Below are 24,524 nucleotides of genomic sequence, written 5' to 3'. Positions count from 1 at the left end.
ACCCTGCGATCCGCCCCCCGGTGTCACGCAGCGATCCGCCCTCGATGACACCCCGCGGTCCGCTCACGGCAACAGCCCCGCCCTCCGCGCCGCCACCACCGCCTCCAGCCGCGTATGCGCCCCCAACTTCCGCATGGCGGAGCGCAGATACCCCTTCACGGTCTCCGGCCGCAGGCCCAGCCGCTCCGCCGTCGCCGCGTTCGTCGCGCCCCCGGCCACGCAGGCGAGGACGTCCACCTCGCGCGGTGCCAGGCATACCGCGCGCTCCCGGGCGGGCGGCACCGTCGCGGCCGAGGCCAACCGGCCGCACACCGCCAGTATCTCCGCCCGCAGGGCCGCGTCGGCGATGCGCGGGGCCAGTTCCCGCAGCGCGCCGTGCGCCTCGCGGACCTGCTCCCAGGCGGCCCCGGCGCCCGCCTGCGGCTCCCGCGCCGCCGCGATCAGCGCGTGCACCTCGTCCCGTACGACGAGGGCCTGCTCCACGTCCCGCGCGGCCGCCACCGCAGCCGACAGCGTCCGGTCGCCCAGTGGCTGGGCCGAGCGCAGGGCCCCGTACAGCACGCCCCGCACCCTGCGCCGCACCACCACCGGCACTGCGAGCACCGAGCGCAGCCCCTCCGCGGCCACGGCACTGTCGTACTCATGGCTGATGTGCCGCGAGTCGTGGTAGTCCGTGACCGCGCAGGGGCGCGAGAGCGCGACCGCCTTGCCGCCGAGCCCGTTCCCCGAGGACACCGCGAGGCCGCACAGCGCACGCGTGCCGGTGCCGGTCAGCTCCCCGATCCGCACCTGGCGCTGCCCCTCGACCAGGCCGCCGAAGGCCACCGGCAGCCCCGTACCGCGCCGCAGCCGCAGCAGCGCGGACCGCATCTCGACCGCCTCGCCTCCGTCAGCCGTCACGCGTCAGCCCTTTCGCTCCGGGACACCCCCGTCCGGGGGTGGTGAGACCTGCATCACGAATTACACGATGTTACGTAGCGTCCGGCAATGACCCCGGCGACGAGGAGAGCACGATGACGACGACGGACACGGCGGGCACCGGCGGTGCTGGTGGAGCCACCGGCACGGAACAGTTCCGCACGGCCCGGGACTTCCTGCTGCGGCACCGGGAGGACTACGAGACCGCGTACGAGGGTTTCGCCTGGCCGCGGCCCGAGCGGTTCAACTGGGCGCTCGACTGGTTCGACGTCATCGCCCGGGACAACGACAGGACCGCTCTCCACATCGTCGAGGAGGACGGCGCGACCACCCGCTTCTCCTTCGCGCACCTGTCCGCACGCTCCGACAAGGTCGCCAACTGGCTGCGCGCCCAGGGCGTCCGCGCCGGTGACCGCGTCGTCGTGATGCTCGGCAACCAGGTCGAGCTCTGGGAGATCGCCCTCGCCGCGATGAAGCTGCGCGCCGTCGTCATCCCGGCGACGCCCCTGCTCGGCCCCGTCGACCTGCGCGACCGCATCGACCGAGGGCGGGCCAAGCATGTGGTCGTGCGTCCCGAGGACGCGGCGAAGTTCGACGACGTGCCCGGCGACTACACCCGCGTCGTGGTGGGCGGCGACGTGCCCGGCTGGATCGCGTACGAGGGCGCGGACGACGCCCCGGAGGTTTTCGAGCCCGACGGAGTCACCCGCGCCGACGACCCTCTGATGCTGTACTTCACCTCGGGCACGACGGCCCGCCCGAAGCTGGTCGAGCACACCCATGTGTCGTACCCGGTGGGCCACTTGGCGACGATGTACTGGATCGGGCTCAAGCCCGGCGACGTGCACCTGAACATCTCGTCGCCGGGCTGGGCCAAGCACGCCTGGTCGAACCTCTTCGCGCCCTGGAACGCGGAGGCGACGGTCTTCATCCACAACTACACGCGCTTCGACGCGGGCCGGCTGATGGCCGAGATGGACCGAGCGGGCGTCACCAGCTTCTGCGCGCCCCCCACGGTGTGGCGCATGCTGATCCAGGCCGACCTGACCCAGCTGCGGACACCGCCGCGCGAGGTCGTCGCCGCGGGTGAACCGCTCAACCCCGAGGTCATCGACCAGGTGCGGCGCGACTGGGGCGTCACCATCAGGGACGGCTTCGGGCAGACGGAGACCGCCGTACAGGTCGCCAACTCGCCCGGACAGAGGCTGAAGCCGGGCTCGATGGGCCGCCCCACGCCCGGCTTCGTGGTGGAACTCCTCGACCCGGTGACGGGCGCGCCGGGAGCGGCGGAGGGCGAGATCTCCCTCGACCTCGCCACGAACCCGGTCGGCCTGATGGTCGGCTACCACGGCGACCCGGAGCGCACCGCGGAGTCGATGGCCGGCGGCTACTACCGCACCGGTGACATCGGCACCCGGGACGCCGACGGCTACATCACGTACGTGGGCCGCTCCGACGACGTCTTCAAGGCCTCCGACTACAAGATCTCCCCGTTTGAGCTGGAGAGCGCGCTCCTGGAGCACGAGGCGGTGGCGGAGGCGGCGGTGGTGCCCGCTCCCGACGCGGTGCGGCTCGCGGTGCCGAAGGCGTACGTCGTCCTCGCCGCCGGACACGAACCCGGGCCGGACACGGCGAAACTCCTCTTCGAGCACTCCCGCGCCGTCCTCGCCCCCTACAAGCGGCTGCGGCGCATCGAGTTCGGGCCGCTTCCCAAGACCGTCTCCGGCAAGATCCGCCGGATCGAGCTGCGCGAGGCGACGGCCGCGGGCTCCGACGCCGAGTACCGCGAGGAGGACTTCCGGTGAGGGAGACGGGTGCGTTGATGAGTGAGCTTTCGTATGCGCACGGGGTGAGTTCCACGCCGCTGCTCGGGGACACCATCGGGCGGAACCTCGACCGGGCCGTCGAGGCCTGGCCGGAGCGGGACGCGCTGGTGGACGTGGCGGCGGGGACGCGTTTGACGTACGCCGAATTCGGGGACGCCGTCGCGCAGTTGGCGCGCGGCTTCATGGGCGTCGGGGTCGCCAAGGGGGATCGCGTCGGCATCTGGGCGGTGAACTGTGCCGAGTGGGTGCTCGTGCAGTACGCCACCGCGCGGATCGGCGCGATCATGGTGAACATCAACCCCGCGTACCGGGCACACGAGTTGGAGTACGTGCTCAAGCAGGCCGGGGTCACGGTCCTGGTCGCCTCGCAGGCGCACAAGTCGAGCGACTACCGGGCGCTGGTGGACCAGGTGCGGCCCGCCTGCCCGGACCTGCGGTCCGTCCACTACATCGAGGACGGCTCGTGGGACGAGCTGCTGAACGCGGCGACGACGGTGACGGGCAGTGAACTGGCGGCCCGCGAAGCCGAGTTGAGCTGCGACGACCCCATCAACATCCAGTACACCTCGGGCACCACCGGCTTCCCCAAGGGGGCGACGCTCTCCCACCACAACATCCTCAACAACGGCTACTGGGTGGGCCGGACGGTCGGCTACACGGAGCAGGACCGGGTCTGCCTGCCCGTGCCGTTCTACCACTGCTTCGGCATGGTGATGGGAAATCTGGGCGCCACCTCCCACGGTGCCTGCATCGTCATCCCGGCACCGTCCTTCGACCCCGTCGCGACGCTGCACGCGGTGGAGCGTGAGCGGTGTACGTCGCTGTACGGCGTACCGACGATGTTCATCGCCGAGCTGAATCTCTCCGACTTCGCGACGTACGACCTGAGTTCGCTGCGCACCGGCATCATGGCGGGCTCGCCCTGCCCGGTCGAGGTGATGAAGCGGGTGGTCGCCGAGATGCACATGGAGGAGGTCTCCATCTGTTACGGCATGACGGAGACCTCCCCGGTCTCCACGCAGACGCGCCGTACGGACGACCTGGAGCGGCGGACCGGCACGGTGGGGCGCGTGCTGCCGCACATCGAGGTGAAGGTGGTCGACCCGGTCAGCGGGGTCACGCTGCCACGGGGTGAGTCCGGCGAGTTGTGCACGCGTGGCTACAGCGTGATGCTCGGCTACTGGAACGAGCCGTCGCGGACGGCGGAGGTGATCGACGCCGGGCGCTGGATGCACACCGGTGACCTGGCGGTGATGCGGGAGGACGGGTACGTCCAGATCGTCGGCCGCATCAAGGACATGATCATCCGGGGTGGCGAGAACATCTACCCGCGCGAGATCGAGGAGTTCCTCTACGGCCACCCGAAGATCGCCGACGTCCAGGTGGTGGGAGTCGCCGACGAGCGGTACGGAGAGGTGCCGCTGGCCTGCGTGATCCCGCGGGACGCCGACGATCCGCTGACGCTGGAGGAGCTGCGGGACTTCTGTGCGGGGCAGTTGGCGCACTACAAGATCCCGGCCGGGCTGCGCATCCTGGAGAGCTTTCCCATGACGGTGTCCGGGAAGGTGCGCAAGATCGAACTCAGGGAGCGGTACGGGACCCAGGCCCACCCGGGCTGAGCTCGCGCCGCATGGCGACGCGGGGCCAGCGGTCGAGGCCGAGCTCGGCCTCGTGGGCTCGGATCTTCCGCAGCCCCGGGGTGAGTTCGGCGTCGGCGAGCACGCGGAACCCGATGCGCGCGTAGTACGGCGCGTTCCAGGGGACGTCCGTGTAGGTGGTCAGGGTCAGGGCTTCGCTGCCTGCCTCGCGGGCGCGGTCGGCGGCGTGCTCGATCAGCTCGCCGCCGATGCGGCGACGCGCGGCTCGCGGGTGCACGGAGACCTGCTCGATGTGCTCCGCACCGTCCACCGGCTCACTGAGAAGGTAAGCGACGAGGCTCCCGTCCCCCTCAACGGCCACCCACGCCCGCCCTGCCCGCCGAAACTCCTCCAGAAGCGCGATCCCCGGAGGCTCGTCATCAGCGATCGCCCCCATACCGAGCCCCCGAAAGGGTTCCCCCGCGGCACGCTCAATGCCCTGAAGAACGGGAAGCTCGGCTGGGGAGACGGGACGAATGTACATCCGCCGAGTATGCCGCTCTGTCGGCCGACGCCCACGGTTTTTCCCGAAGCACCACCCGCCGGTTGCCACCGGCTGACCGCCCGCCGGTTCGCAGCGAGACGGCCACGCACCCGTTGCCCCCGACGGCCGCCCCGACTAGCCACCCGACGGCCGCCCCACCCGGCCGCCCGGTGGACATCACCTGGCGGCCACGCGCCCGTTGCCGCCCGACGGCCTCCGCCCGGCCACTCGGTCCCCCCCGCTCGGTGGCCCGACGAGCGTCTTGCCCGGCCACCCGGCGGCCCCCCGCCCCATCACCCCGCAGCGATCAACTCCGTCGCCGCGCTGTTCACCGGCTGGGGAGTTCCCGTGAGGTCGATGACGAATAGCGGAACCGATAGGGCGTCTGCTCGTGCTCGGGCCCTTTCCTCGTAGCCTGCGAGGGAGAAGCAGACGCACGTGACGGAGTCCGACATCGCGCTGAGCCACAGGCACTCCACGTCACGCAGGGACGTCGGCTGCACGGATGGCTCGACCAGGGCTATCACTCCTCGCGCCGACACCCGTACCCCGGAGGGCGCCCGCTTCACCGCTCCTCGGATCTCCGCGTAACCGAGCCACCGCAGATACAGCCCCGCCACCGTCACCGCGTCCCGTGCCGTGCGGACCGGCACCGGCTGGAAGGCGGGCCTGGGCGTCGGCGCCGTCCGGGGGAGCGGGATGTGCGCCGGAGGTGCGGGAGCGGGCGGTGCCGGGGTCGGTGGGGTGCCTGAAGGGGCCTGTACCGATCGCACCGGGATGCGTAGGACCGCCCCGCACGCGCAGCCCAGCTCCGGCTGCGGCCACTGGCCGCGGCGCCCGCACATCCGGCACCGCACGGTCACCCACTCGTCCGCCCACGTCCGGTCCGTCACCGGCAGCACGGTCGCGCCACGCGCCACCGGCGGCACCACCGGGGCGCCGCACGCGCAGGGGTAGGACGGCGGGGCGTACACATGATCGCGCCGGCAGACCGGGCACCGTACCGGGACGCCGCTCTTCGTCATCACCCTCACCCGTCACGTCAGTGCTCGCCGTCACCGCTCGACGGTTCGTGACGTCCATCGTCCACCAAGTGGGCTTGCCACGGCAGCCAGTTGGGCCAAGAACAGCGTGCCCGCCAGGGTCAGGGCGCGGCGCCGGCTGCCCGACAGCGGGAGGCCCGCCATGCGGGCGACGGTGCGCGGGGCGGGCCTGGCCGTGGGGTGCCCGGCGAGGCAGGCGGTGACCAGGGGCAGCAACTCCTCCGGTACGCCCGCCAGGTCCGGCTTATCGCCCCCGGTGTCGAAGGGCCCGCGCCCCGCCGCCGCGAAGGCGAGGACCGCGCCGAGCGAGAAGACGTCCGCGGATGGCCGGGGCGCCCCGTGCGTCACGAGCTCGGGTGCCGCGTACCCCGGCCTTCCCGTGTACCCGGCCCGCGCCGCGCACCCGGCCAGGCCGAAGTCGGCGACGCGGGGGCCCTCGGCGGTCAGGAGCACGTTCGAGGGCCGGAGGCCGCCGTGCACGAGCCCCGCCCGGTGGATGCCGTCGAGCGCCCCGGCGAGGGCGTTCGCCAGCGTCCGCAGCTCCGGGACGGGGAGCGGCCCCCCGAGCGGCCCGCCGAGCTCCCGTACCCGCGTGGCGAGCGTCGGCCCCGCGGCGTACTCCATGGCGAGCCAGGGCACCTCGGCCTGCGGGTCGGCGTCGACGAGCGCGGCGACCCGGGGCCCCCGTACCGCGGAGAGCGCACGCACCTCACGGCCGAAGCACCTGCGGAACTCCTCATCACGGGCGAGGGAGGCACGCACCACCCGCAGCGCGACCGCCCGTCCCGCTCCGTCGTGCGCGAGGAAGACCCGCCCGAGGCCGCCCTGCCCGAGAAGGGCCCCCATCCGCCAGCGGCCGTGGCTCGGCGGGTCCTGCCCCGCGGGGAACGCGTCCGGTGAACTGGCCACGGTCGACCCCCCGATGGTGTGGCCCGAACTCATGCCGAATTCAACGACTGGGACGCGGCCCCCGGGCAGCCCGGTTCCCGGAGAACTCTTGACGGTCTCCACCGCACCCGCCTACATTGCTTCCATATAGCAGAACTAAATTTCCACAATGCGGAAACAGAAGCTCACCGCGGGGCGCGACGGGAGCCGGATCCGCCAGCCGAACACGCCGGCCGAAAGGTCGGCGCAGCTGTCGAAGCTGTTGTCGAAGCAGGAGAACCCCATGGCTCGTATGACCGCTGTCCGCGCGGCAGTTGAGATCCTCAAGCGCGAGGGCGTCACCAACGCGTTCGGTGTCCCCGGCGCCGCGATCAACCCCTTCTACAAGGCGCTCCAGGAGGGCGGTGGCATCGACCACACGCTCGCCCGGCACGTCGAGGGCGCCTCGCACATGGCCGAGGGCTACACCCGCGCCAACCCCGGCAACATCGGCGTCTGCATCGGTACGTCGGGCCCCGCGGGCACCGACATGATCACCGGTCTGTACTCCGCGACCGGTGACTCCATCCCGATCCTCTGCATCACGGGCCAGGCGCCGACGCACCTGCTCCACAAGGAGGACTTCCAGGCCGTCGACATCGCGACGATCGCCAAGCCGGTCACCAAGATGGCCGTCACGGTCCTGGAGGCCGCGCAGGTCCCCGGCATCTTCCAGCAGGCGTTCCACCTGATGCGCTCGGGCCGCCCGGGTCCGGTCCTCATCGACCTGCCGATCGACGTCCAGCAGACCGAGATCGAGTTCGACATCGACACGTACGAGCCGCTGCCGGTCTACAAGCCGACCGCGACACGCGCGCAGATCGAGAAGGCGATCACCTTCCTGGTCGAGTCCGAGCGTCCGCTGATCGTCGCCGGCGGCGGCATCATCAACGCCGACGCCTCCGACCTCCTGGTCGAGTTCGCCGAGATCACCAACACCCCGGTCGTCCCGACCCTGATGGGCTGGGGCACCATCCCCGACGACCACGACCTGAACGCGGGCATGGTCGGCCAGCAGACCGGCCACCGCTACGGCAACGCCACGTTCCTGGAGTCGGACTTCGTCCTCGGCATCGGCAACCGCTGGGCCAACCGTCACACCGGCTACAAGCTGGACGTCTACACCCAGGGCCGCAAGTTCGTGCACGTCGACATCGAGCCGACCCAGATCGGCAAGATCTTCGCGCCGGACTACGGGATCGCCTCCGACGCCAAGGTCGCCCTGGAGCTCTTCGTCGAGGTCGCCAAGGAGCTCAAGGCCGCGGGCAAGCTCCCGGACCGTTCCGCGTGGGTCGCCTCCCACCTGGAGCGCAAGGAGACCCTCCAGCGCCGCACGCACTTCGACAACATCCCCATGAAGCCGCAGCGCGTCTACGAGGAGATGAACAAGGCCTTCGGCCCGGACACGCGCTACGTCACCACCATCGGCCTCTCGCAGATCGCGGGCGCCCAGATGCTGCACGTCTACAAGCCGCGCCACTGGATCAACTGCGGCCAGGCGGGCCCGCTGGGCTGGACGATCCCGGCCGCGCTCGGCGTCGCCACCGCGGACCGCGACACGCCGGTCGTCGCCCTGTCCGGTGACTACGACTTCCAGTTCATGATCGAGGAGCTGGCGGTCGGCGCGCAGCACCGCATCCCGTACGTCCACGTCCTGGTGAACAACGCCTACCTGGGCCTCATCCGCCAGGCCCAGATCGGCCTGGACATCAACTTCCAGGTCAACCTGGAATTCGAGAACCAGAACAGTCCTGAGCTCGGCGTCTACGGCGTCGACCACGTCAAGGTCGCCGAGGGCCTGGGCTGCAAGGCCATCCGCGTCACCGACCCGAACGAACTGGGCCAGGCCTTCGAGCAGGCCAAGAAGCTGGCCCAGGAGCACCAGGTCCCGGTCGTCGTCGAGGCCATCCTGGAGCGCATCACGAACATCTCCATGAGCCCCACGGCCGACATCAGCGCGGTCAAGGAGTTCGAGGAGCTCGCCACCGAGCCGGGCCACGCGCCCACCGCCATCCGTCCGCTGAAGGTCTGACGGCACGGCACACGGCCCACTGAGGGGCGGTCCACCCGAGCGGGGTGGACCGCCCCTTTAGTGTGTGTGGATGGAATCGCCGGACGGCTTGCAGGTAGTGACATTCGTGGACGCCGCCCGCCTCGCGGCTTGGCTGGACGAGCACCACGCCGGCTCGCCCGGTGTCTGGGTGAGGCTCGCCAAGAAGGGGTCGGGAGTGGCCTCGGTGACGTCGGCGGAGGTGAACGACGCGGCGCTCTGCTACGGCTGGATCACCGGCCATCGCAAGGCGTACGACGAGGTCCACTACCTGCAGAAGATCACCCCCCGCCGCCCGCGCAGCCTGTGGTCGCAGGTGAACGTCGACCGGGTCGCGGAGCTGACCGCCGAGGGCCGCATGCGCGAGCCGGGCCTCGCGGAGGTGGCCGCGGCGAAGGCCGACGGCCGCTGGGACGCCGCCTACGAGTCCCAACGCAACGCCACGGTCCCGGACGACCTGGCGCAGGCGCTGGCGGCCGCCCCGAAGGCCGGCAAGACCTTCGAAACACTGAGCAGGACGGAGCGGTACGCCGTACTCCACAGCCTGATGACGGCAAGGACCCCCGCCACCCGCGCGTCCCGCCTGGACCGCGTGGTCGCGAAGCTGGCGCGCGGAAGCGCCCCGTAAGGGGCGCGGGGAACTGCGCGACCAGCCCCCACGCACCCGCACACAAAGAAGAGCGGCGAGTACGGGACCGTCCGTACTCGCCGCTCTGGCAAAGGGGTTGTAGCCGTCCGACCGCGCGCGACTGGCGGAACATGCATACGCGCCGCCGGACGGAGTCACAGGGGGCCCAGGGGTCAAGGCCCAGGGGCCAGAATCGGCTGGGACCGCGGCGGCCGCGAATGGACCGGCGGACTTCCCTTCCCTCAGGTCGAGAAAGGAGCCGCCGGACCTTCACCACCGCACTGGCTCGCGAAGCCGCCGCGGTCCTCGTCCGGCCCGTGCACCACGGGACCACCCCTCATCCGGGTCCGTGATGCCGCGGGCGCAGCACCGGGAAACTGACCTCCCGTCAATTCCCCGGCGCAGTCCGGGAGTTCTGTGAGGCTTAGTCCTCGCGCAGGGCGCGGACAGCCTCCTCCACACGCTTGCCGTACTCGGCGTCGGCGGCGTGGAAGTGAGCCAGGTTCTTCTCGATGACGTCGTCACGGCTGACCTGCGAGAGGCCGCCCGCGATGTTCGCCACCAGGCGCGCCTGCTCCTCGGCCGACATCAGGCGGTACAGCTCGCCCGCCTGGAAGAAGTGGTCGTCCTTGGTGTGCAGCGGCGCCTCGTGCGTGCCCGTGTGGCCGTTGACGGCGAGCGGGGCGGAGAGCGGCTGACCGGTCTCGACCGGGCCGTCGTACGAGTTGGGCTCGTAGTTCTTGCGGTCGCGGCCGTAGGCGTTGGCCGCCATCAGACCGTCGCGGCCGTAGTTGTTCGCGGTGGTCGCCTTGGGGGCGTTCACCGGGAGCAGCGTGTGGTTGACGCCCAGGCGGTAGCGGTGCGCGTCCGCGTAGGCGAACAGGCGGCCCTGGAGCATCTTGTCGGGCGAGGGGCCGATGCCCGGAACGAAGTTGTTCGGGGAGAAGGCGGCCTGCTCGACCTCGGCGAAGACGTTGTCGGGGTTGCGGTCGAGGACCAGACGGCCCACGCGCTGCAGCGGGTAGTCGCTGTGCGGCCACACCTTCGTCAGGTCGAAGGGGTTGAAGCGGTAGTCCGCCGCTTCGGCCGCCGGCATGATCTGCACGTGCAGCGTCCAGGACGGGTTCACGCCACGCTCGATGGCCTGGAGAAGGTCCGTCTGGTGGGAGTTGGCGTCCTTGCCCGCGAGCTCGGCGGCCTGCTCCGAGGAGAGGCTGCGTACGCCCTGGTTCGTCTTGAAGTGGTACTTGACGAAGAAGGCCTCGCCCGCCGCGTTCGTCCACTGGTAGGTGTGCGAGCCGTAGCCGTTCATGTGGCGGTACGACGCGGGGATGCCGCGGTCGCCCATCAGCCACGTCACCTGGTGGGTCGCCTCGGGGGAGTGCGCCCAGAAGTCCCAGACGTTGTCCGGCTCCTGCTTGCCCGTGAAGGGGTCGCGCTTCTGGGAGTGGATGAAGTCGGGGAACTTGATCGGGTCCTTGATGAAGAACACCGGGGTGTTGTTGCCGACGAGGTCGTAGTTCCCCTCCTCGGTGTAGAACTTCAGCGCGAAGCCGCGCGGGTCGCGGACCGCGTCCGCGCCGCCGAGGCTGTCCGCCACCGTGGAGAAGCGCAGGAAGGTCTCGGTGCGCTTGCCGACGGTGTTCAGGAAGTCGGCCGAGGTGTACGCGGTGACGTCGTCGGTCACCTCGAAGTAGCCGTATGCACCGGATCCACGCGCGTGCACCACACGCTCCGGGATGCGCTCGCGGTTGAAGCGGGCGAGCTTCTCGAGGAGGTGCTGGTCCTGGAGGAGGATCGGGCCACCGACGCCGGCGGTGGCTGAGTTCTGGTTGTCGGCGACAGGGGCGCCGGACTCGGTCGTGAGCACACGCTTCGACATGGTGGCGGAGTTGACCTTCCGTACGGACTGCTGAAACTGCTGAGGTGGTGAGCTGACGTGAGCGTAAGTACGCCTGAACAGCTACGTCAACAGTTTGTTGAAGTTGAGGTGAGGGTTCCGGGCCGCGGCGACGCCTGGGCGCGACAGGACAGGTGTCAGCGCCGCCACGGCCCGGAAGTTGAGGGGAGCTCGTGAAGCCGGGGGCTTCTTGGAGCTCGGCTTAGAGCTCGGCGCCCGAGAGGCGCTCCACGCCGCGAAGCAGCGCGGAGTGGTCGAGGCCGCCGTCACCCTGCGCGCGCAGCGAGGCGACGAGCTGGGCCACCACGGCGCCGACGGGGAGCGAGGCACCGACATTGCGGGCGGCGTCGGTGACGATGCCCATGTCCTTGTGGTGCAGGTCGATCCGGAAGCCGGGCTTGAAGTCGCGCTTGAGGAAGTTGTCCTTCTTGCGGGTCAGGACGGTCGAGCCCGCAAGCCCCCCGTTCAGGACGTCGAGGGCGGCGGTCAGGTCCACCCCGGACTTCTCCAGGAAGACGACTGCCTCGGCGCACGCCTGGATGTTCACGGCGACGATGAGCTGGTTGGCGGCCTTCACGGTCTGACCCGAGCCGTGCGGACCGCACAGCACGATGGTCTTGCCGAGGGCGTCGAGGAGCGGCTTGGCCTCGTCGAAGTCGGCCTGCTCGCCGCCGACCATGATGGAGAGCACGGCCTCGATGGCGCCGGCCTCGCCACCCGAGACGGGGGCGTCCAGGACGCGGATGCCCTTGTCCTTGGCGGCCTTGGCCAGGTCCACGGAGGTCTGCGGGGTGATCGACGACATGTCGACGATCAGCGCACCGGACCTCGCGTTCTCCAGGATGCCGTCCGCACCGTACGCGATGGCCTCGACCTGCGGGGACGCGGGCACCATCGTGACGATGACGTCGGCGTCCTTGACGGCCTCGGCGATGGACTTGGCGACGGTGCCGCCGGCCGCGGCGAGGCGGTCCAGCTTGTCCTGCTCAAGGGTGAAGCCGGTGACGGAGTAACCAGCCTTGATCAGGTTCTCGGACATGGGGGACCCCATGATGCCGAGTCCGATCCACGCGATCTTGGGAAGGTTGCTCATGAGGGAGCCTTTCTGAACTAACTGCGGAGTAACGGGTGGGTGGGCGGGAGACATCCGCCGCGAAGCGGCGGCCTAGTCCGCGGCGGGCAGCCAGCCGAAAGCCTCGGCGCTGGGCCGATCGCCCGGCTTGTACTCCAGGCCGACCCAGCCCTCGTATCCGGCCTTACGGAGCTGATCAAGCAGCTCCTCCAGCGGAAGCGCCCCCGTGCCCGGGGCCCCGCGGCCAGGATTGTCGGCGATCTGCACGTGCGCGGTCTGGGCGACGTACTGATCGATGACGGCAGGCAGGTCCTCGCCGTTCATGGACAGGTGGTAAAGGTCCATGAGGAACTTCGCGTTACCCAGCCCGGTAAGGGTGTTCACCTTGTCGACCACGGCGATCGCCGCGTCCGCGCTGACGATCGGGCAGCGCGGCGACTCGGGCTTGTTCAGGGCCTCGATCAGCAGCACGGCGCCCACGCGGTCGGCCTCACGGGCCGCCAACGCCAGGTTCTCCAGGGCGAGTTCGTCCTGGACCGCGGGGTCCACGCCCTCCACCCGGTTGCCGTACAGCGCGTTGAGCGCCTTGCAGCCGAGGGACTCGGCGAAGTCGGCCGCCACCGAGAGGTTCGCGCGGAACTTCTCGCTCTCCTCGCCCGGGATCGACAGGGCGCCGCGGTCCGGTCCGGGCAGCTGCCCGGCGTAGAAGTTCAGGCCCACCAGCTGTACGCCGGCGTCCGTGATCGCTGCCCGCAGGGCGTCGAGCTCGGACTGCTCGGGGGTGGGGGCGTCGACCCAGGGCCACCACAGCTCGACCGCCGTGAAGCCCGCCGCGGCGGCGGCCGCGGGGCGCTCCAGGAGCGGGAGTTCCGTGAAGAGGATCGACAGGTTCACATTGAAGCGCTGGTCGGAGTATCCCATGGGGCTTCCGCGCTCCTTCCGTATAGCGGAAGTTAATTTCTGTCTGATGGAAGATTGCCGTCGAGGATCCGCCCTTGTCAAGAGGGGGCTGCCGGAAAATCACCACACGGCAGTAGGTTGTGCGCGTGCGATTGAGAGTGGAGTTCACGACCGAACCCTTCGACCTGGACGAGGCACCCGCCCATGCGGTGGTGGCCCGTGACGTCATCCAGGGGGCCGAGCTCGACGCCGTGGACGTCGGCCCCTTCGGCAATACCGCGGAAGGCGGTGCGGACGAGGTCCTGACCGCCGTCGACGCGCTGCTGCGCAAGGCCCTGGAGGCGGGCGCGACCCGCGTCTCCCTCCAGGTGAACGTGCTCGGAGAGTCGGGGGAGGCCGTCGGATGACCGGTGCCAGAGACGACCACGGCCCCTTCGTGGCCGCCGTGAAGCCGCTCGTGGACGCCATGGGCGGCGAAATGGTGCCGCCCGACGAGGCGGGCACCGACGATGTCGTGCTCGCCTGGCGGGGCGAGGACGTGGTCGCCGTACGCCTTCCGCAGCTCGCGGACTCCCTGGACCACATCCTGCTCGCCCTGGAGCGCAAGCGCGGCGTGCCCCTGTCGGAGCTCGACCGCAAGGCCAAGCAGGAGGTCGTACGGATACTCGAGGCGCGAGGCGCCTTCGCCGTGCGGCACGGGGTGGAGACGGTCGCCGGCGCGCTCGGCGTATCGCGCTTCACCGTGTACAACTACCTGAACCGTTCCACCTGACCTCGCGCAGCTCACGTACCCTGCAGGTCAGAGCGCTCCACAGGGCCGCCGTCCGTTACCCGGACGGCGGTTTTTGTTTCCCGAAGTTTTCAACAAAGTGTTGACGTGGTGTTTCGGCTGGCGTTAGCTATCCGCAGCCCGTCCAGCACAAGGCCTTACGGCCACGGAGGCACCCGTGACTTCGAGCTCGACGCCGGGCCTTGCCCGGTTCAACGCCTTGCCGGAGACTGCGGCCACCGCCGCTCTCCACGAGGCCTGCGCCTCATCGGCCTGGGGAAGCACCCTGCTCTCCCAGCGCCCTTTCCCCACCGTCGAAGCCCTCTTCGCCGCCAGCGACGCCGCCATGGCCGAGCTGACCGCCGAGGATCTGGCCGAGGCGATGGCCGGGCACCCGCCGATCGGACGCCCGAAGCCCGGTGACCCCACGTCGTCGCGTGAACAGCGCGGTATGGCGGGGGCCTCCGAAGAGCTCAAGGCAGAGATGCTCGAGCTGAACCTGGCCTACCAGGAGAAGTTCGGCCATGTCTTCCTGATCTGCGCCACCGGCGCGACCGGTGAGCAGATGCGCGATGCGGTGAAGACCCGGATCGGCAACTCCGCCGAGCAGGAGCGCGAAATCGTGCGCACCGAACTCGGGAAGATCAACCGAATCCGGCTGACCCGTCTCGTGGAAGAGGACAACGACTGATGAGCACTGACACCACCGCCTCGGTGTCCACGCACATCCTGGACACCAGCGTCGGACGCCCCGCCGAGGGCGTCGCCATCTCGCTCACCGCCCGCAGCGGCCGTGACGCCGAGTGGGTGGCGCTCGGCGGCTCCGCGACCGACGCGGACGGGCGCTGCAAGGACCTGCCGGCCCTGCCGGAAGGCACCACGCACGTACGACTCGACTTCGAGGTCGAGGCGTACTTCTCCACAAACCAGCAGAGCGACAAGAAGCAAGCCGAGGCGCAGCAGGACGCCCCCCGCGTAAGGGACAGCGGTGCGAGCGACGTGTTCTTCCCGGAGGTGGCGATCACGTTCGCCGTCACGCCGGGCGAGCACTACCACGTACCGCTGCTGCTCAACCCGTTCGGCTACTCCGTTTACCGAGGGAGCTAGCAGACATGCCCACGATTCTCGGCCAGAACCAGTACGGCAAAGCAGAGAACCGCGTCGTCAAGATCACGCGGGACGGCGACACGCACCACATCAAGGACCTGAACGTCTCGGTCGCGCTCTCCGGCGACATGGACGACGTCCACTACTCCGGCTCGAACGCCAACGTCCTGCCGACGGACACCACCAAGAACACGGTGTTCGCGTTCGCCAAGGAGCACGGCATCGAGTCCGCCGAGCAGTTCGGCATCCACCTCGCCCGCCACTTCGTGACGACGCAGGAGCCGATCCACCGCGCCCGGATCCGCATCCAGGAGTACTCCTGGGAGCGCATCGCGACCTCGGACAACAACTCCAAGTTCATCGGCTCGGACGAGGTGAACCACTCCTTCGCCCGCAAGGGCCAGGAGCTGCGCACCACGCAGATCACCTTCGACGGCGAGAACTGGGAGATCATCTCCGGGCTCAAGGACCTCACGGTCATGAACTCCACCAACTCGGAGTTCTGGGGCTACGTCAAGGACAAGTACACGACGCTGAAGGAGGCGTACGACCGCATCCTGTGCACCGACGTCTCCGCCGCCTGGCGTTACAACTGGACCAGCGACGCGGACCGGATGCCCAACTGGGAGAAGTCGTACGAGCAGGCCAAGAAGCACATCCTGCAGGCCTTCGCCGAGACGTACTCCCTCTCGCTGCAGCAGACCCTCTACCAAATGGGTTCGCGCGTCATCAACAGCCGGAGCGAGATCGACGAGATCCGCTTCTCGCTGCCGAACAACCACCACTTCCTGGTGGACCTCGAGCCCTTCGGGCTGAAGAACGACAACGAGGTCTACTTCGCGGCGGACCGCCCCTACGGCCTGATCGAGGCCACGGTTCTCAGGGACGGGGTTCAGCCGAAGATCCCGGTCGACATGACCAACCTCTGACGCGGGACGCGCGCCCCCGTCCGTCCGCAGCGGACGGGGGCGCGCCACACCGGAGGGAACAGCAGCAATGGCACAGCCTGCAAAGGGGCCGGCGAAAGGCCCGTGTTCCACCCCATCGGAGCTGACCGACGGAAGAGCGGATTCGACTCCCGACTGTCACCCGGTGGACGAGAAGCTCCACCCCTCGCGGCTGGTCCCCGCCGCACTCCAGCACATCGCCGCCATGTACGCGGGCGTCGTCACTCCGCCGCTGATCATCGGGCAGGCCTGCGGCCTCGACACCGTGGCCCAGACCCGGCTCATCGCGGCGGGACTGCTCATCGCCGGACTCGCCACCATCCTCCAGACGCTCGGCGTCAAAGGATTCGTCGGCAACCGGCTCCCCTTCGTCAACGCCGCCTCGTCGGCCGGCATCGCACCCATCCTCGCCATCGCCGAGACCAACGCCAAAGGCGCCCAACTCCCGGCCATCTATGGCGCGGTGATGGTCGCGGGCATCTTCTGCCTCGCCATCGGCCCGTTCTTCGGCAGGCTTCTTCGCTTCTTCCCGCCGCTGGTCACCGGCGTCGTCATCACCCTCATCGGCGTCACGCTGATGCCCGTGCCCGTGAAGTGGGCGCAGGGCGGGGACGACACCGACCCGACGTTCGGCGACATGAAGTACCTGGCGCTCGCCGCCTTCACCCTCGTCGTGATCCTGCTCTTCCAGCGCTTCGGCCGCGGCTTCCTCAAGCAAGTCGCCCTGCTGGCAGGCATGTTCATCGGAACGCTCGCCGCGATCCCGTTCGGGATGGCCGACTTCACCTCCGTGCAGACGGCCCCGCTCGCCGCCCTGCCGACACCCTTCGCCGCCGGAGCTCCCACCTTCCAGCCCGCAGCGATCCTCTCCCTCTGCATCGTCATGCTGGTCCTGATGACCGAGTCGGCGGCCGGCATGCTCGCCCTCGGCGAGATCTGCGAGCGCGAGACGAACGGCAAGACCATCACCCGCGGCCTGCGCACCGACGGCATCGCGACGCTCGTCGGCCCCGTCTTCGGCGGCTTCCCGACCTCCGCCTTCGCGCAGAACGTCGGCGTCGTCTCCCTGACACGGGTCCGCAGCCGTTACGTGGTCGCCGTCGCCGGTGGCGCGCTCATCGTCCTCGGCGCCTTCCCCGTACTCGGAGCGGTCGTCAACGTGGTCCCCATGCCGGTCCTGGGCGGCGCGGGCATCGTCCTCTTCGGCTCCATCGCGGTGAGCGGCATCCGTACACTCTCCGAGGCCGGTCTCGACGACAGCTCCAACATCATCCTGGTGGCCGTAGCGCTCGGAGCGGGCATCATCCCGCTCGCCGCGCCCACCTTCTACGCCGAATTCCCGGCCTGGGCGCAGACCGTCCTCGGCTCCGGAATCAGTGCGGGAGCGCTGGCCGCGGTCCTGCTCAACCTGTTCTTCAACCATCTCGGCACCCGCGGCCCCGCCGCCGCGGCACTCAAATCTTCCTAGGGTCATGCCGTGCCCTCCCCCAAGCTCTCAAGGAGCAGCGGGGACCCCCAGCGCCACACACAGAGAAGGAAGAAGCACCATGGCAGCACCGGCAGACCTGCAGCGCATCGTCATCGAGAACTGTGCCATCGCGACCGTCGACGCCGACGACACCGAGTACGCATCGGGATACGTCGTCGTCGCGGGCAACAAGATCGAGTCCATCGGCGCGGGCAAGGCTCCCGAGGGCCTCGCCAACGTCGTACGCCGTGTGGACGGCACCGGCCACCTGGTGACCCCCGGCCTGGTCAACACCCACCACCACTTCTACCAGTGGATCACCCGCGGCCTGGCCACCGACCACAACCTCTTCAACTGGCTCGTCGCGCTCTACCCGACCTGGGCGCGCATCGACGAGCAGATGGTGACGGCGGCGGCCCAGGGCTCGCTCGGCATGATGGCCCGCGGCGGTGTCACCACCGCGATGGACCACCACTACGTCTTCCCGAAGAACTCGGGCGACCTGTCCGGTGCCATCATCGGCGCCGCGAGCGACATGGGTGTCCGCTTCACCCTCGCCCGCGGCTCCATGGACCGCAGCGAGAAGGACGGCGGCCTGCCGCCGGACTTCGCCGTCGAGACGCTCGATGGCGCGCTCGCCGCGACCGAGGAGACCGTCAAGAAGCACCACGACGCCTCCTTCGACGCGATGACGCAGGTCGCCGTCGCCCCCTGCTCGCCGTTCTCGGTCTCCACCGAACTCATGCAGCAGGGCGCCGAGTTGGCGCGCCGCCTCGGCGTACGGCTGCACACCCACGGCAGCGAGACGGTCGAGGAGGAGAAGTTCTGCCACGAGCTCTTCGGCAAGGGCCCCACCGACTACTTCGAGTCGACCGGCTGGCTCGGTGACGACGTGTGGATGGCGCACTGCGTCCACATGAACGACTCCGACATCGCCGCGTTCGCCCGCACCGGCACGGGCGTCGCGCACTGCCCGTCCTCCAACGCGCGTCTGGCGGCAGGCATCGCCCGCGTCCCGGACATGCTGAAGGCGGGCGTCCCGGTCGGCCTCGGCGTCGACGGTACCGCGTCCAACGAGTCCGGCGAACTGCACACCGAGCTGCGCAACGCGCTGCTCATCAACCGCCTCGGCGCGCACCGCGAAGCCGCCCTGAACGCGCGTCAGGCGCTGCGCCTCGGCACCTTCGGCGGCGCCCAAGTCCTGGGCCGCGCAAGCCAGATCGGGTCCCTCGAGCCGGGCAAGCTCGCGGACCTGGTCCTCTGGAAGATCGACGGCATCGGGCACTCCTCGATCGCCGACCCGGTGACCGCCATCGTCTTCGGCGCGGCGGCCCCGGTCACGCTCTCCCTCGTCAACGGCCGCCCGATCGTCGAGAACGATCGTCTGCTGCACGTCGACGAGGACGCCATCGCCCGCTCCGCGCGGGACGAGGCACAGCGACTCGCGCGGATCACCGCCGGGAGCTGACACCTGGAACTCCGGTCAGGGGGGACGGCCCTTGACCGGACTTGAGCAGCCGAGCGGGTTGCTCAAGTGCCGCCCCGGAACGTGGCCCAAAGCTTCACGTTCCCGGGGCGGTCAGTACTACCTCACCGCACTACCTCAGCACTACCTGGGCGCACACCACTCACAACTTCATACCGAGCAAGTCCTTGCACGACGCACCACCTCCCAGAAGCGAAAAGTGCCGGCAAAGCCGCCGTACTGGAAAACAACCGGAGGAGCCACAGTGGCCACTCAGCCCAGGTTCACCAAGCAAGGCACCACCCCAGGCACCACCCCAGGCACCACTCCAGACCCATCCGATGTTGACGGGGAAAGCGCCATACCAAAGACGCAAGAGATCCACCCCGTCGACCAGAAGCTGCCCCCGCTCAAGATGGCGACGACCGGCCTCCAGCACGTGGCGGCCATGTACGCGGGCGTCGTCGCCCCGCCGCTCATCGTGGGCGCGGCGATCGGCCTCTCCGCGAAGGAACTCACCTTCCTGACCGGAGCGTGTCTGTTCACCGCCGGCCTCGCCACCTTCCTCCAGACGCTCGGCATCTGGAAGATCGGCGCCCGTCTGCCCTTCGTCAACGGCGTCACCTTCGCGGGCGTCGCCCCCATGATCGCGGTCGTCGAATCGACCGACAACAAGGACGACGCGCTCCCGATCATCTTCGGCGCGGTGATCGTCGCCGGTGTCCTCGGCTTCATCGCGGCGCCCTTCTTCTCCAAGCTCGTCCGCTTCTTCCCGCCGGTGGTGACCGGCACGGTCATCACGCTCATCGGCATCTCGCTCATGCCGGTCGCGTTCGGGTGGGCGCAGGGGCCGGTCCCAGGGGCCGACGACTACGGCTCGATGAAGAACCTCGGTCTCGCGGGCATCACGCTCGTGATCGTGCTGCTGCTTCGCCGCTTCACCACCGGCTTCGTCAAGCAGATCGCCGTGCTTCTCGGTCTCGTCGTCGGCACGCTCATCGCGATTCCGTTCGGCGTCACCGACTTCAGCCCGGTGGGCGACGCGGACATCGTCGGCTTCCCGACGCCGTTCCACTTCGGCGCACCGCAGTTCGCGGCGGCGGCGATCGTGTCCCTGTGTGTGGTGATGGTGGTCTCCATGACGGAGTCGACCGCCGACATGCTGGCGCTCGGTGAGATCGTGGACCGCCCCGCCGACGAGAAGACCATCGCGGCCGGCCTGCGCGCGGACTGCCTCGGTTCGGCGGTCAGCCCGCTCTTCAACGGCTTCATGTGCAGCGCGTTCGCGCAGAACATCGGCCTGGTCGCGATGACGAAGATCCGCAGCCGGTACGTCGTCGCCGTGGGCGGCGGCTTCCTGGTCCTGATGGGCCTGTGCCCGATGGCGGCCTCGCTCATCGCCGTCGTACCGCGGCCGGTGCTCGGCGGCGCGGGTGTCGTCCTGTTCGGTTCGGTCGCGGCGAGCGGCATCCAGACGCTGGTCAAGGCGAACCTGGAGCGTGACAACAACGTCCTGATCGTGGCCGTCTCGCTGGCCGTCGGCCTCATCCCGATCGCGGCGCCGGAGTTCTACCACGCGTTCCCGGAGACCGCGAAGATCATCCTGGATTCGGGTATCTCCACGGGCTGTGTCGCGGCGGTGCTGCTGAACCTGGTCTTCAACCACATCGGCAAGCGGGGCGAGGACGACGACGTGACCAACCCGATGGAGCCTGGGGGAGAGATCGCTGAGCAGAGGGTGCACGAGGTGCGCGAAGGGTCTTCCCCCGTGGCGGCCAGCTGACGTAACGTGCGTGACGCCGCCCGCATCGCGGAAGTTACTTTCCAGTCGGAGTAGTGGTCGGCTCCGCCGCGCGCCTCGTGAACTCCCGCGCGGTGGGGTCGACTTCCGGCGTCACGCACACGGAAGAAGCGCCACCATGAGTTCTCAGCCCCGCCCTGCCGGGAAGTCCACGGAATCCACGGCAGCCACGGAATCCACGGCAGCCACGGCAGTCGACCCGCCCGTTGAGGTTCATCCGGTCGACGAGATCCTGCCGCCGGGCCGGATGCTCGTCGCCAGCCTCCAGCACGTCGCCTCCATGTACGCCGGCGCGGTCTCGGTCCCGCTCGTCGTGGCCGTCGCCGCCAAGATGTCGCCGGGGGACACGGCGGTACTCATGGGCGGCAGCCTGCTGATGGCGGGCATCGCCACGCTGCTCCAGACGCTGGGCATAGGCAACTTCATCGGCTCCCGCCTGCCGTTCGTCAACGGCGTCTCGTTCGCGGGCGTCGGCGTGATGCTGACGATCATCACGACCCAGGGCGGCGTCGAGGCGGGGATGCCGGTCGTCTTCGGGGCGATCATCGTCTCAAGTCTGTTCGGTTTCCTGGTCAGTTCGTACTTCTCGCGCCTCGTCCGCTTCTTCCCGCCGGTGGTGACGGGTTCGGTCATCACTTTGATCGGCGTCTCGCTGATCCCCGTGGCGTACGACTGGATCGTGGACGCCTCGGCCACGGGTACGCCGGAGCCGGGGAGTGTTGGCCTGGCGGGCGCGACGGTCCTGGTCATGCTGCTGCTCCAGCGCTTCACGCGGGGCTTCCTCAAGCAGATCAGCATGCTCTTCGCGATGATCTTCGGTACGTTGCTGGCGATCCCGATGGGCCTGGCGGACTTCTCCAAGCTGGACGACGCGGCGCTGGTCGGCATCCCCTCGCCGCTCCACTTCGGCGCACCGCAGTTCAACATCCCGGCCATCATCTCGATGTGCGTGGTGATGCTGGTGATCCTGACGGAGTCGACGGCCGACATGATCGCTCTGGGGAAGATCGTCGACAAGGAGGTCGACGAGAAGACCATCGCGCGCGGGTTGCGCGCGGATGCGCTCGGCTCGGCCCTGAGCCCGCTCTTCAACGCCTTCCACGCGAGCGCGTTCGCCCAGAACATCGGCCTGGTCGTCATCTCCAAGGTGCGCAGTCGGTATGTAGTGGCGCTAAGTGGCGGGATTTTGGTGCTGATCGGCCTGAGCCCGGCTGCTGCGGCGCTGATCTCGGTCGTCCCGATGCCGGTCCTGGCCGCCGTCAGCCTCTTCCTGTTCGGGTCGATCGCGGTCAGCGGCATCCAGACCCTGCTCCAGGCCGACCTGCACAGGGGCGACAACGCCCTGATCGTGGTGGTCACCCTCGGCGCGGGCCTGGCCCCCGCACTCTCGGACGGCTTCTACGACGCGTTCCCGGCATGGGCACAGATTGTGCTGGGGTCGGGGATCTCTACGGGGTGCTTGTTGGCGGTGGCGCTGAACTTGGTGTTTAACCACTTGGGGGGTGCGGTGAGGTCGGGGGGTGCGGGGAGTGCGGAGAGCGCGCGGAGTGCGGGAAGTGCGGCCGAGGCGGAGGCTGTGGTCACGCACTGAGGTGCGGTGGGGGTGGGTTGACGTGGGTGGCTGGCTGGTGGAGGCGCCGCGCGGGATTCCGACGTGACCCTCGGGACGGCACGTTGATGGCGTATACGTGCCAGACCGGGGTTGGGCGGGCCTGGTGGAGTCGGAGCCATGCCTACATCAACACCAGAGCCGCCGGGCGCGGCGGAGGATGGGCGTGCGCTTGCGCCCGGGTCTGCGTCTGAGCGTGCGTGTGCGTGTGCGTCCGGCCTCGCGCCTGCGTCTGTCCCTGCGCCCGGGTCCGGCCTCGCGCCTGCGTCTGTCCCTGCGCCCGGGTCCGCGTCTGAGCCTGCGTGCGCGTCTGGTCCTGTGTCGCCTGGGTCTACATGTGGGCCGGCGTCGGCGTCTGCGGCGACGCTTGCCTCCGGCTCAGCGCCTGGGTCTGTGACCGCCGCCGCGCCTGGGTCCGCACCTGCGCCTGGGTCCGGTCCTGCGTCTGGGTCCGGCTTCGCGTCTGGGTCCGGTCCTGCGCCTGGGTCCGCCCCTGCCCCCGGGTCCGCACCTGCCCCCGGCCCTGTCCCCGTGCCTGCGTCCGCCCCTGCCCCCGGGTCCGCCCCCGCGCCTGCGGTCGCCTCAACGGCCGGATCTGCGCTCGCGGCTGTGTCTGGCTCGGCGGCCGCAGCTCCAGCCTCCGTCTCCGCCTCAGCGCCCCCGGCCGCCCGGACTTCCGGGCGGTCGCGGCGAGGGGGGTGGGGCGCTGTACTGGCCGTGGCGGCGGGGATTTTTGTCATCGTCACCACCGAGATCCTGCCGATCGGGCTGCTCAGCCCCATCGGTGTGACCTTCGGGATCTCGGACGGTACGGCGGGGCTGATGATGACCCTGCCCGGTATCCTCGCCGCCGTCGCCGCCCCGGTCGTGACGGTCACGACCCGACGCGTCGACCGGCGTCGCATGCTGTGCGCCCTGGTGCTGGTGCTCGCCCTCGCGAACTTCCTTGCCGCCATCGCCCCCGGCTACTGGCTGATGATGGTCTCCCGCGTACTCCTCGGACTCGTCATCGGCGCCTTCTGGTCCATCGGCGCGAGCCTCGCGTCGCGCCTCGTCCCCGAGGCGCAGGTCGGTCGGGCGACCGCCGTGATCTTCGCGGCTGTCCCGCTCGGCTCCGTGCTCGGAGTGCCGGCGGGGACGTTGCTCGGTCAGGTGGTGGGGTGGCGCACTGTGTTCGTGGTGATGGGTCTGCTGACGTTGGCTGTTCTCGCCGCCCTCGTGGTGTCCTTGCCGCCTCTGCCGCCGCAGAGCGTCACCCGGCTTGGTGTGCTGCGCGCGTTGCTGCGGTCGGGACGTGTACGGGTCGCCATCGCGGTGACCTTTCTCGTCGTGACCGCGCACTTTGGTACGTATACGTACGTCACCCCGTTCCTGGAGGACGTGACCGGCGCGAGCCCACGAGCAATCACCCTCTTCCTGCTCGCCTACGGCGTCGCCGGCATCCTCGGTAACTTCCTCGCGGGAGCGTGGGTGAGGCGGGCGCCTCGCGGGACGTTTGGTGTGGCTGCTGGGTTGATCGGGGTGGTGACGTTGCTGCTGCCGGTGCTTGGTGGGGGTGGTGGGAGTGGTGCGGGGGGTGCGCTCGTGTTGCTTGTGGTGTGGGGTGTCGCGTACGGCGCGGTGCCGGTCTGCTCGCAGACGTGGTTCGTGAATGCGGCGCCGCGGGCGCCTGAGGCTGCGTCGGTGTTGTTCACGTCGTCGTTCCAGGCGACGTTCGCGTTCGGCGCGTTGGGGGGAGGGGTGGTCGTGGACGCGGCGTCGGTGGGGGTGGTGATGGTCCTTGGCGGGGGCGTTGCGTTGCTGGCGGCGTTGACAGTTGCCGGGGCCGCCCGGTTGGTCTGAGGGTGGCGATTACGGGCCGGGAGTCAAGGGCGCTCCGCTGCGCTACGCGTCGGCTGCGCCGATTCCGCTGCGCTCCACCCTTGACACCCACCCCTCCACCGCACATGAACCCTGGGCCGGGCGGCCGAGGG

At 69.6% G+C, this 24,524-nt stretch carries 21 protein-coding genes; 14 read left to right on the top strand and 7 right to left on the bottom strand.

Annotated features, from left to right (window positions below; translation table 11 throughout):
* Window positions 1-63: 63 nt before the first annotated feature.
* Window positions 64-900, bottom strand: coding sequence for a helix-turn-helix transcriptional regulator (locus tag AB0M70_RS11835; protein WP_365819044.1), 837 nt, complete (start codon window positions 898-900; stop codon window positions 64-66).
* Window positions 901-1,013: 113 nt separating this feature from the next.
* Between AB0M70_RS11835 and AB0M70_RS11830 the strand changes: the two genes are divergently transcribed.
* Window positions 1,014-2,723: an AMP-binding protein gene (locus AB0M70_RS11830; protein WP_365819042.1), complete on the top strand. Its 1,710-nt coding sequence runs from the start codon at window positions 1,014-1,016 to the stop codon at window positions 2,721-2,723.
* Window positions 2,724-2,740: 17 nt separating this feature from the next.
* Window positions 2,741-4,363 carry an AMP-binding protein gene (locus AB0M70_RS11825; protein WP_365819040.1) on the top strand — a complete coding sequence of 541 codons (1,623 nt, stop codon included), beginning with the start codon at window positions 2,741-2,743 and terminating at the stop codon, window positions 4,361-4,363.
* Here the strand turns inward: AB0M70_RS11825 and AB0M70_RS11820 are convergent.
* From AB0M70_RS11820 to AB0M70_RS11810, 3 genes are all read right to left on the bottom strand, one after another.
* Window positions 4,326-4,865 (bottom strand): GNAT family N-acetyltransferase, encoded by a 540-nt coding sequence (locus AB0M70_RS11820; RefSeq protein ID WP_365819038.1) that lies wholly within the window; start codon window positions 4,863-4,865, stop codon window positions 4,326-4,328. The genes AB0M70_RS11825 and AB0M70_RS11820 overlap by 38 nt on opposite strands.
* Window positions 4,866-5,158: 293 nt before the next feature.
* The gene (locus AB0M70_RS11815; RefSeq protein ID WP_365819036.1) at window positions 5,159-5,890 is read right to left on the bottom strand and encodes a hypothetical protein; all 732 of its coding nucleotides are present in this window, start codon (window positions 5,888-5,890) and stop codon (window positions 5,159-5,161) included.
* A gap of 30 nt (window positions 5,891-5,920) precedes the next feature.
* Window positions 5,921-6,817 carry a serine/threonine-protein kinase gene (locus AB0M70_RS11810; protein WP_365819034.1) on the bottom strand — a complete coding sequence of 299 codons (897 nt, stop codon included), beginning with the start codon at window positions 6,815-6,817 and terminating at the stop codon, window positions 5,921-5,923.
* Window positions 6,818-7,079: 262 nt separating this feature from the next.
* On the opposite strand from AB0M70_RS11810, the gene gcl reads away from it, so the two are divergent.
* Entirely contained in the window at window positions 7,080-8,867 is a 1,788-nt protein-coding gene (gene gcl, locus AB0M70_RS11805) for a glyoxylate carboligase (RefSeq protein WP_365819793.1), read from the top strand.
* A 70-nt stretch (window positions 8,868-8,937) separates the two neighbouring features.
* A complete protein-coding gene (locus AB0M70_RS11800) occupies window positions 8,938-9,513 on the top strand; it encodes a YdeI/OmpD-associated family protein (protein ID WP_365819032.1) in 576 nt (191 codons plus the stop codon).
* 424 nt (window positions 9,514-9,937) lie between these two features.
* Here AB0M70_RS11800 and AB0M70_RS11795 read toward each other — a convergent pair whose 3' ends face one another.
* The 3 genes from AB0M70_RS11795 to AB0M70_RS11785 all read right to left on the bottom strand — a co-directional run bounded on the left by AB0M70_RS11795 (window position 9,938) and on the right by AB0M70_RS11785 (window position 13,406).
* Window positions 9,938-11,395 carry a catalase gene (locus tag AB0M70_RS11795; RefSeq protein ID WP_365819030.1) on the bottom strand — a complete coding sequence of 486 codons (1,458 nt, stop codon included), beginning with the start codon at window positions 11,393-11,395 and terminating at the stop codon, window positions 9,938-9,940.
* A gap of 220 nt (window positions 11,396-11,615) precedes the next feature.
* Window positions 11,616-12,506 (bottom strand): 2-hydroxy-3-oxopropionate reductase, encoded by an 891-nt coding sequence (locus AB0M70_RS11790; protein ID WP_365819028.1) that lies wholly within the window; start codon window positions 12,504-12,506, stop codon window positions 11,616-11,618.
* 72 nt (window positions 12,507-12,578) lie between these two features.
* Window positions 12,579-13,406, bottom strand: coding sequence for a TIM barrel protein (locus tag AB0M70_RS11785; RefSeq protein ID WP_365819026.1), 828 nt, complete (start codon window positions 13,404-13,406; stop codon window positions 12,579-12,581).
* Window positions 13,407-13,531: 125 nt separating this feature from the next.
* Here AB0M70_RS11785 and AB0M70_RS11780 point away from each other — a divergent pair, with 125 nt between their 5' ends.
* From AB0M70_RS11780 to AB0M70_RS11735, 10 genes are all read left to right on the top strand, one after another.
* Window positions 13,532-13,792: a hypothetical protein gene (locus tag AB0M70_RS11780; protein WP_365819024.1), complete on the top strand. Its 261-nt coding sequence runs from the start codon at window positions 13,532-13,534 to the stop codon at window positions 13,790-13,792.
* A complete protein-coding gene (locus AB0M70_RS11775) occupies window positions 13,789-14,157 on the top strand; it encodes a helix-turn-helix domain-containing protein (protein WP_365819022.1) in 369 nt (122 codons plus the stop codon). The genes AB0M70_RS11780 and AB0M70_RS11775 overlap by 4 nt, the downstream gene beginning before the upstream one ends.
* A gap of 175 nt (window positions 14,158-14,332) precedes the next feature.
* Window positions 14,333-14,845, top strand: a complete 513-nt coding sequence (gene uraD, locus AB0M70_RS11770; protein ID WP_365819020.1) for a 2-oxo-4-hydroxy-4-carboxy-5-ureidoimidazoline decarboxylase — start codon at window positions 14,333-14,335, stop codon at window positions 14,843-14,845.
* Window positions 14,845-15,261, top strand: a complete 417-nt coding sequence (gene uraH / locus AB0M70_RS11765) for a hydroxyisourate hydrolase (RefSeq protein ID WP_365819018.1) — start codon at window positions 14,845-14,847, stop codon at window positions 15,259-15,261. Before uraD ends, uraH begins: the two co-directional genes overlap by 1 nt.
* Window positions 15,262-15,266: 5 nt before the next feature.
* Window positions 15,267-16,190, top strand: coding sequence for a factor-independent urate hydroxylase (pucL, locus tag AB0M70_RS11760; RefSeq protein WP_365819016.1), 924 nt, complete (start codon window positions 15,267-15,269; stop codon window positions 16,188-16,190).
* 67 nt (window positions 16,191-16,257) lie between these two features.
* Window positions 16,258-17,676, top strand: coding sequence for a nucleobase:cation symporter-2 family protein (locus AB0M70_RS11755; RefSeq protein ID WP_365819014.1), 1,419 nt, complete (start codon window positions 16,258-16,260; stop codon window positions 17,674-17,676).
* A gap of 79 nt (window positions 17,677-17,755) precedes the next feature.
* Window positions 17,756-19,144, top strand: a complete 1,389-nt coding sequence (locus AB0M70_RS11750; RefSeq protein WP_365819012.1) for an 8-oxoguanine deaminase — start codon at window positions 17,756-17,758, stop codon at window positions 19,142-19,144.
* A gap of 412 nt (window positions 19,145-19,556) precedes the next feature.
* A complete protein-coding gene (locus AB0M70_RS11745; RefSeq protein WP_365819010.1) occupies window positions 19,557-20,924 on the top strand; it encodes a nucleobase:cation symporter-2 family protein in 1,368 nt (455 codons plus the stop codon).
* A 136-nt stretch (window positions 20,925-21,060) separates the two neighbouring features.
* The gene (locus AB0M70_RS11740) at window positions 21,061-22,533 is read left to right on the top strand and encodes a nucleobase:cation symporter-2 family protein (RefSeq protein WP_365819008.1); all 1,473 of its coding nucleotides are present in this window, start codon (window positions 21,061-21,063) and stop codon (window positions 22,531-22,533) included.
* Window positions 22,534-23,262: 729 nt separating this feature from the next.
* Entirely contained in the window at window positions 23,263-24,393 is a 1,131-nt protein-coding gene (locus AB0M70_RS11735; RefSeq protein ID WP_365819791.1) for an MFS transporter, read from the top strand.
* The last annotated feature ends 131 nt before the right edge of the window (window positions 24,394-24,524 follow it).

The sequence above is a fragment of the Streptomyces sp. NPDC051214 genome, assembly GCF_040682375.1.
Lineage (GTDB): Bacteria > Actinomycetota > Actinomycetes > Streptomycetales > Streptomycetaceae > Streptomyces.
This window is presented reverse-complemented; position numbering and strand designations above follow the sequence as displayed.

Excerpts from the sequence above, each read along its gene's own strand:
- AB0M70_RS11750 (WP_365819012.1), top strand. The coding sequence starts at position 17,756 with ATGGCAGCACCGGCAGACCTGCAGCGCATCGTCATCGAGAACTGTGCC.
- pucL (WP_365819016.1), top strand. The coding sequence starts at position 15,267 with ATGCCCACGATTCTCGGCCAGAACCAGTACGGCAAAGCAGAGAACCGC.
- AB0M70_RS11740 (WP_365819008.1), top strand. The coding sequence starts at position 21,061 with ATGAGTTCTCAGCCCCGCCCTGCCGGGAAGTCCACGGAATCCACGGCA.
- AB0M70_RS11820 (WP_365819038.1), bottom strand. The coding sequence starts at position 4,865 with ATGTACATTCGTCCCGTCTCCCCAGCCGAGCTTCCCGTTCTTCAGGGC.
- AB0M70_RS11755 (WP_365819014.1), top strand. The coding sequence starts at position 16,258 with ATGGCACAGCCTGCAAAGGGGCCGGCGAAAGGCCCGTGTTCCACCCCA.
- AB0M70_RS11830 (WP_365819042.1), top strand. The coding sequence starts at position 1,014 with ATGACGACGACGGACACGGCGGGCACCGGCGGTGCTGGTGGAGCCACC.
- AB0M70_RS11785 (WP_365819026.1), bottom strand. The coding sequence starts at position 13,406 with ATGGGATACTCCGACCAGCGCTTCAATGTGAACCTGTCGATCCTCTTC.
- AB0M70_RS11790 (WP_365819028.1), bottom strand. The coding sequence starts at position 12,506 with ATGAGCAACCTTCCCAAGATCGCGTGGATCGGACTCGGCATCATGGGG.
- gcl (WP_365819793.1), top strand. The coding sequence starts at position 7,080 with ATGGCTCGTATGACCGCTGTCCGCGCGGCAGTTGAGATCCTCAAGCGC.
- AB0M70_RS11815 (WP_365819036.1), bottom strand. The coding sequence starts at position 5,890 with ATGACGAAGAGCGGCGTCCCGGTACGGTGCCCGGTCTGCCGGCGCGAT.
- AB0M70_RS11745 (WP_365819010.1), top strand. The coding sequence starts at position 19,557 with ATGGCGACGACCGGCCTCCAGCACGTGGCGGCCATGTACGCGGGCGTC.
- AB0M70_RS11800 (WP_365819032.1), top strand. The coding sequence starts at position 8,938 with ATGGAATCGCCGGACGGCTTGCAGGTAGTGACATTCGTGGACGCCGCC.
- AB0M70_RS11775 (WP_365819022.1), top strand. The coding sequence starts at position 13,789 with ATGACCGGTGCCAGAGACGACCACGGCCCCTTCGTGGCCGCCGTGAAG.
- AB0M70_RS11825 (WP_365819040.1), top strand. The coding sequence starts at position 2,741 with ATGAGTGAGCTTTCGTATGCGCACGGGGTGAGTTCCACGCCGCTGCTC.
- uraH (WP_365819018.1), top strand. The coding sequence starts at position 14,845 with ATGAGCACTGACACCACCGCCTCGGTGTCCACGCACATCCTGGACACC.
- AB0M70_RS11795 (WP_365819030.1), bottom strand. The coding sequence starts at position 11,395 with ATGTCGAAGCGTGTGCTCACGACCGAGTCCGGCGCCCCTGTCGCCGAC.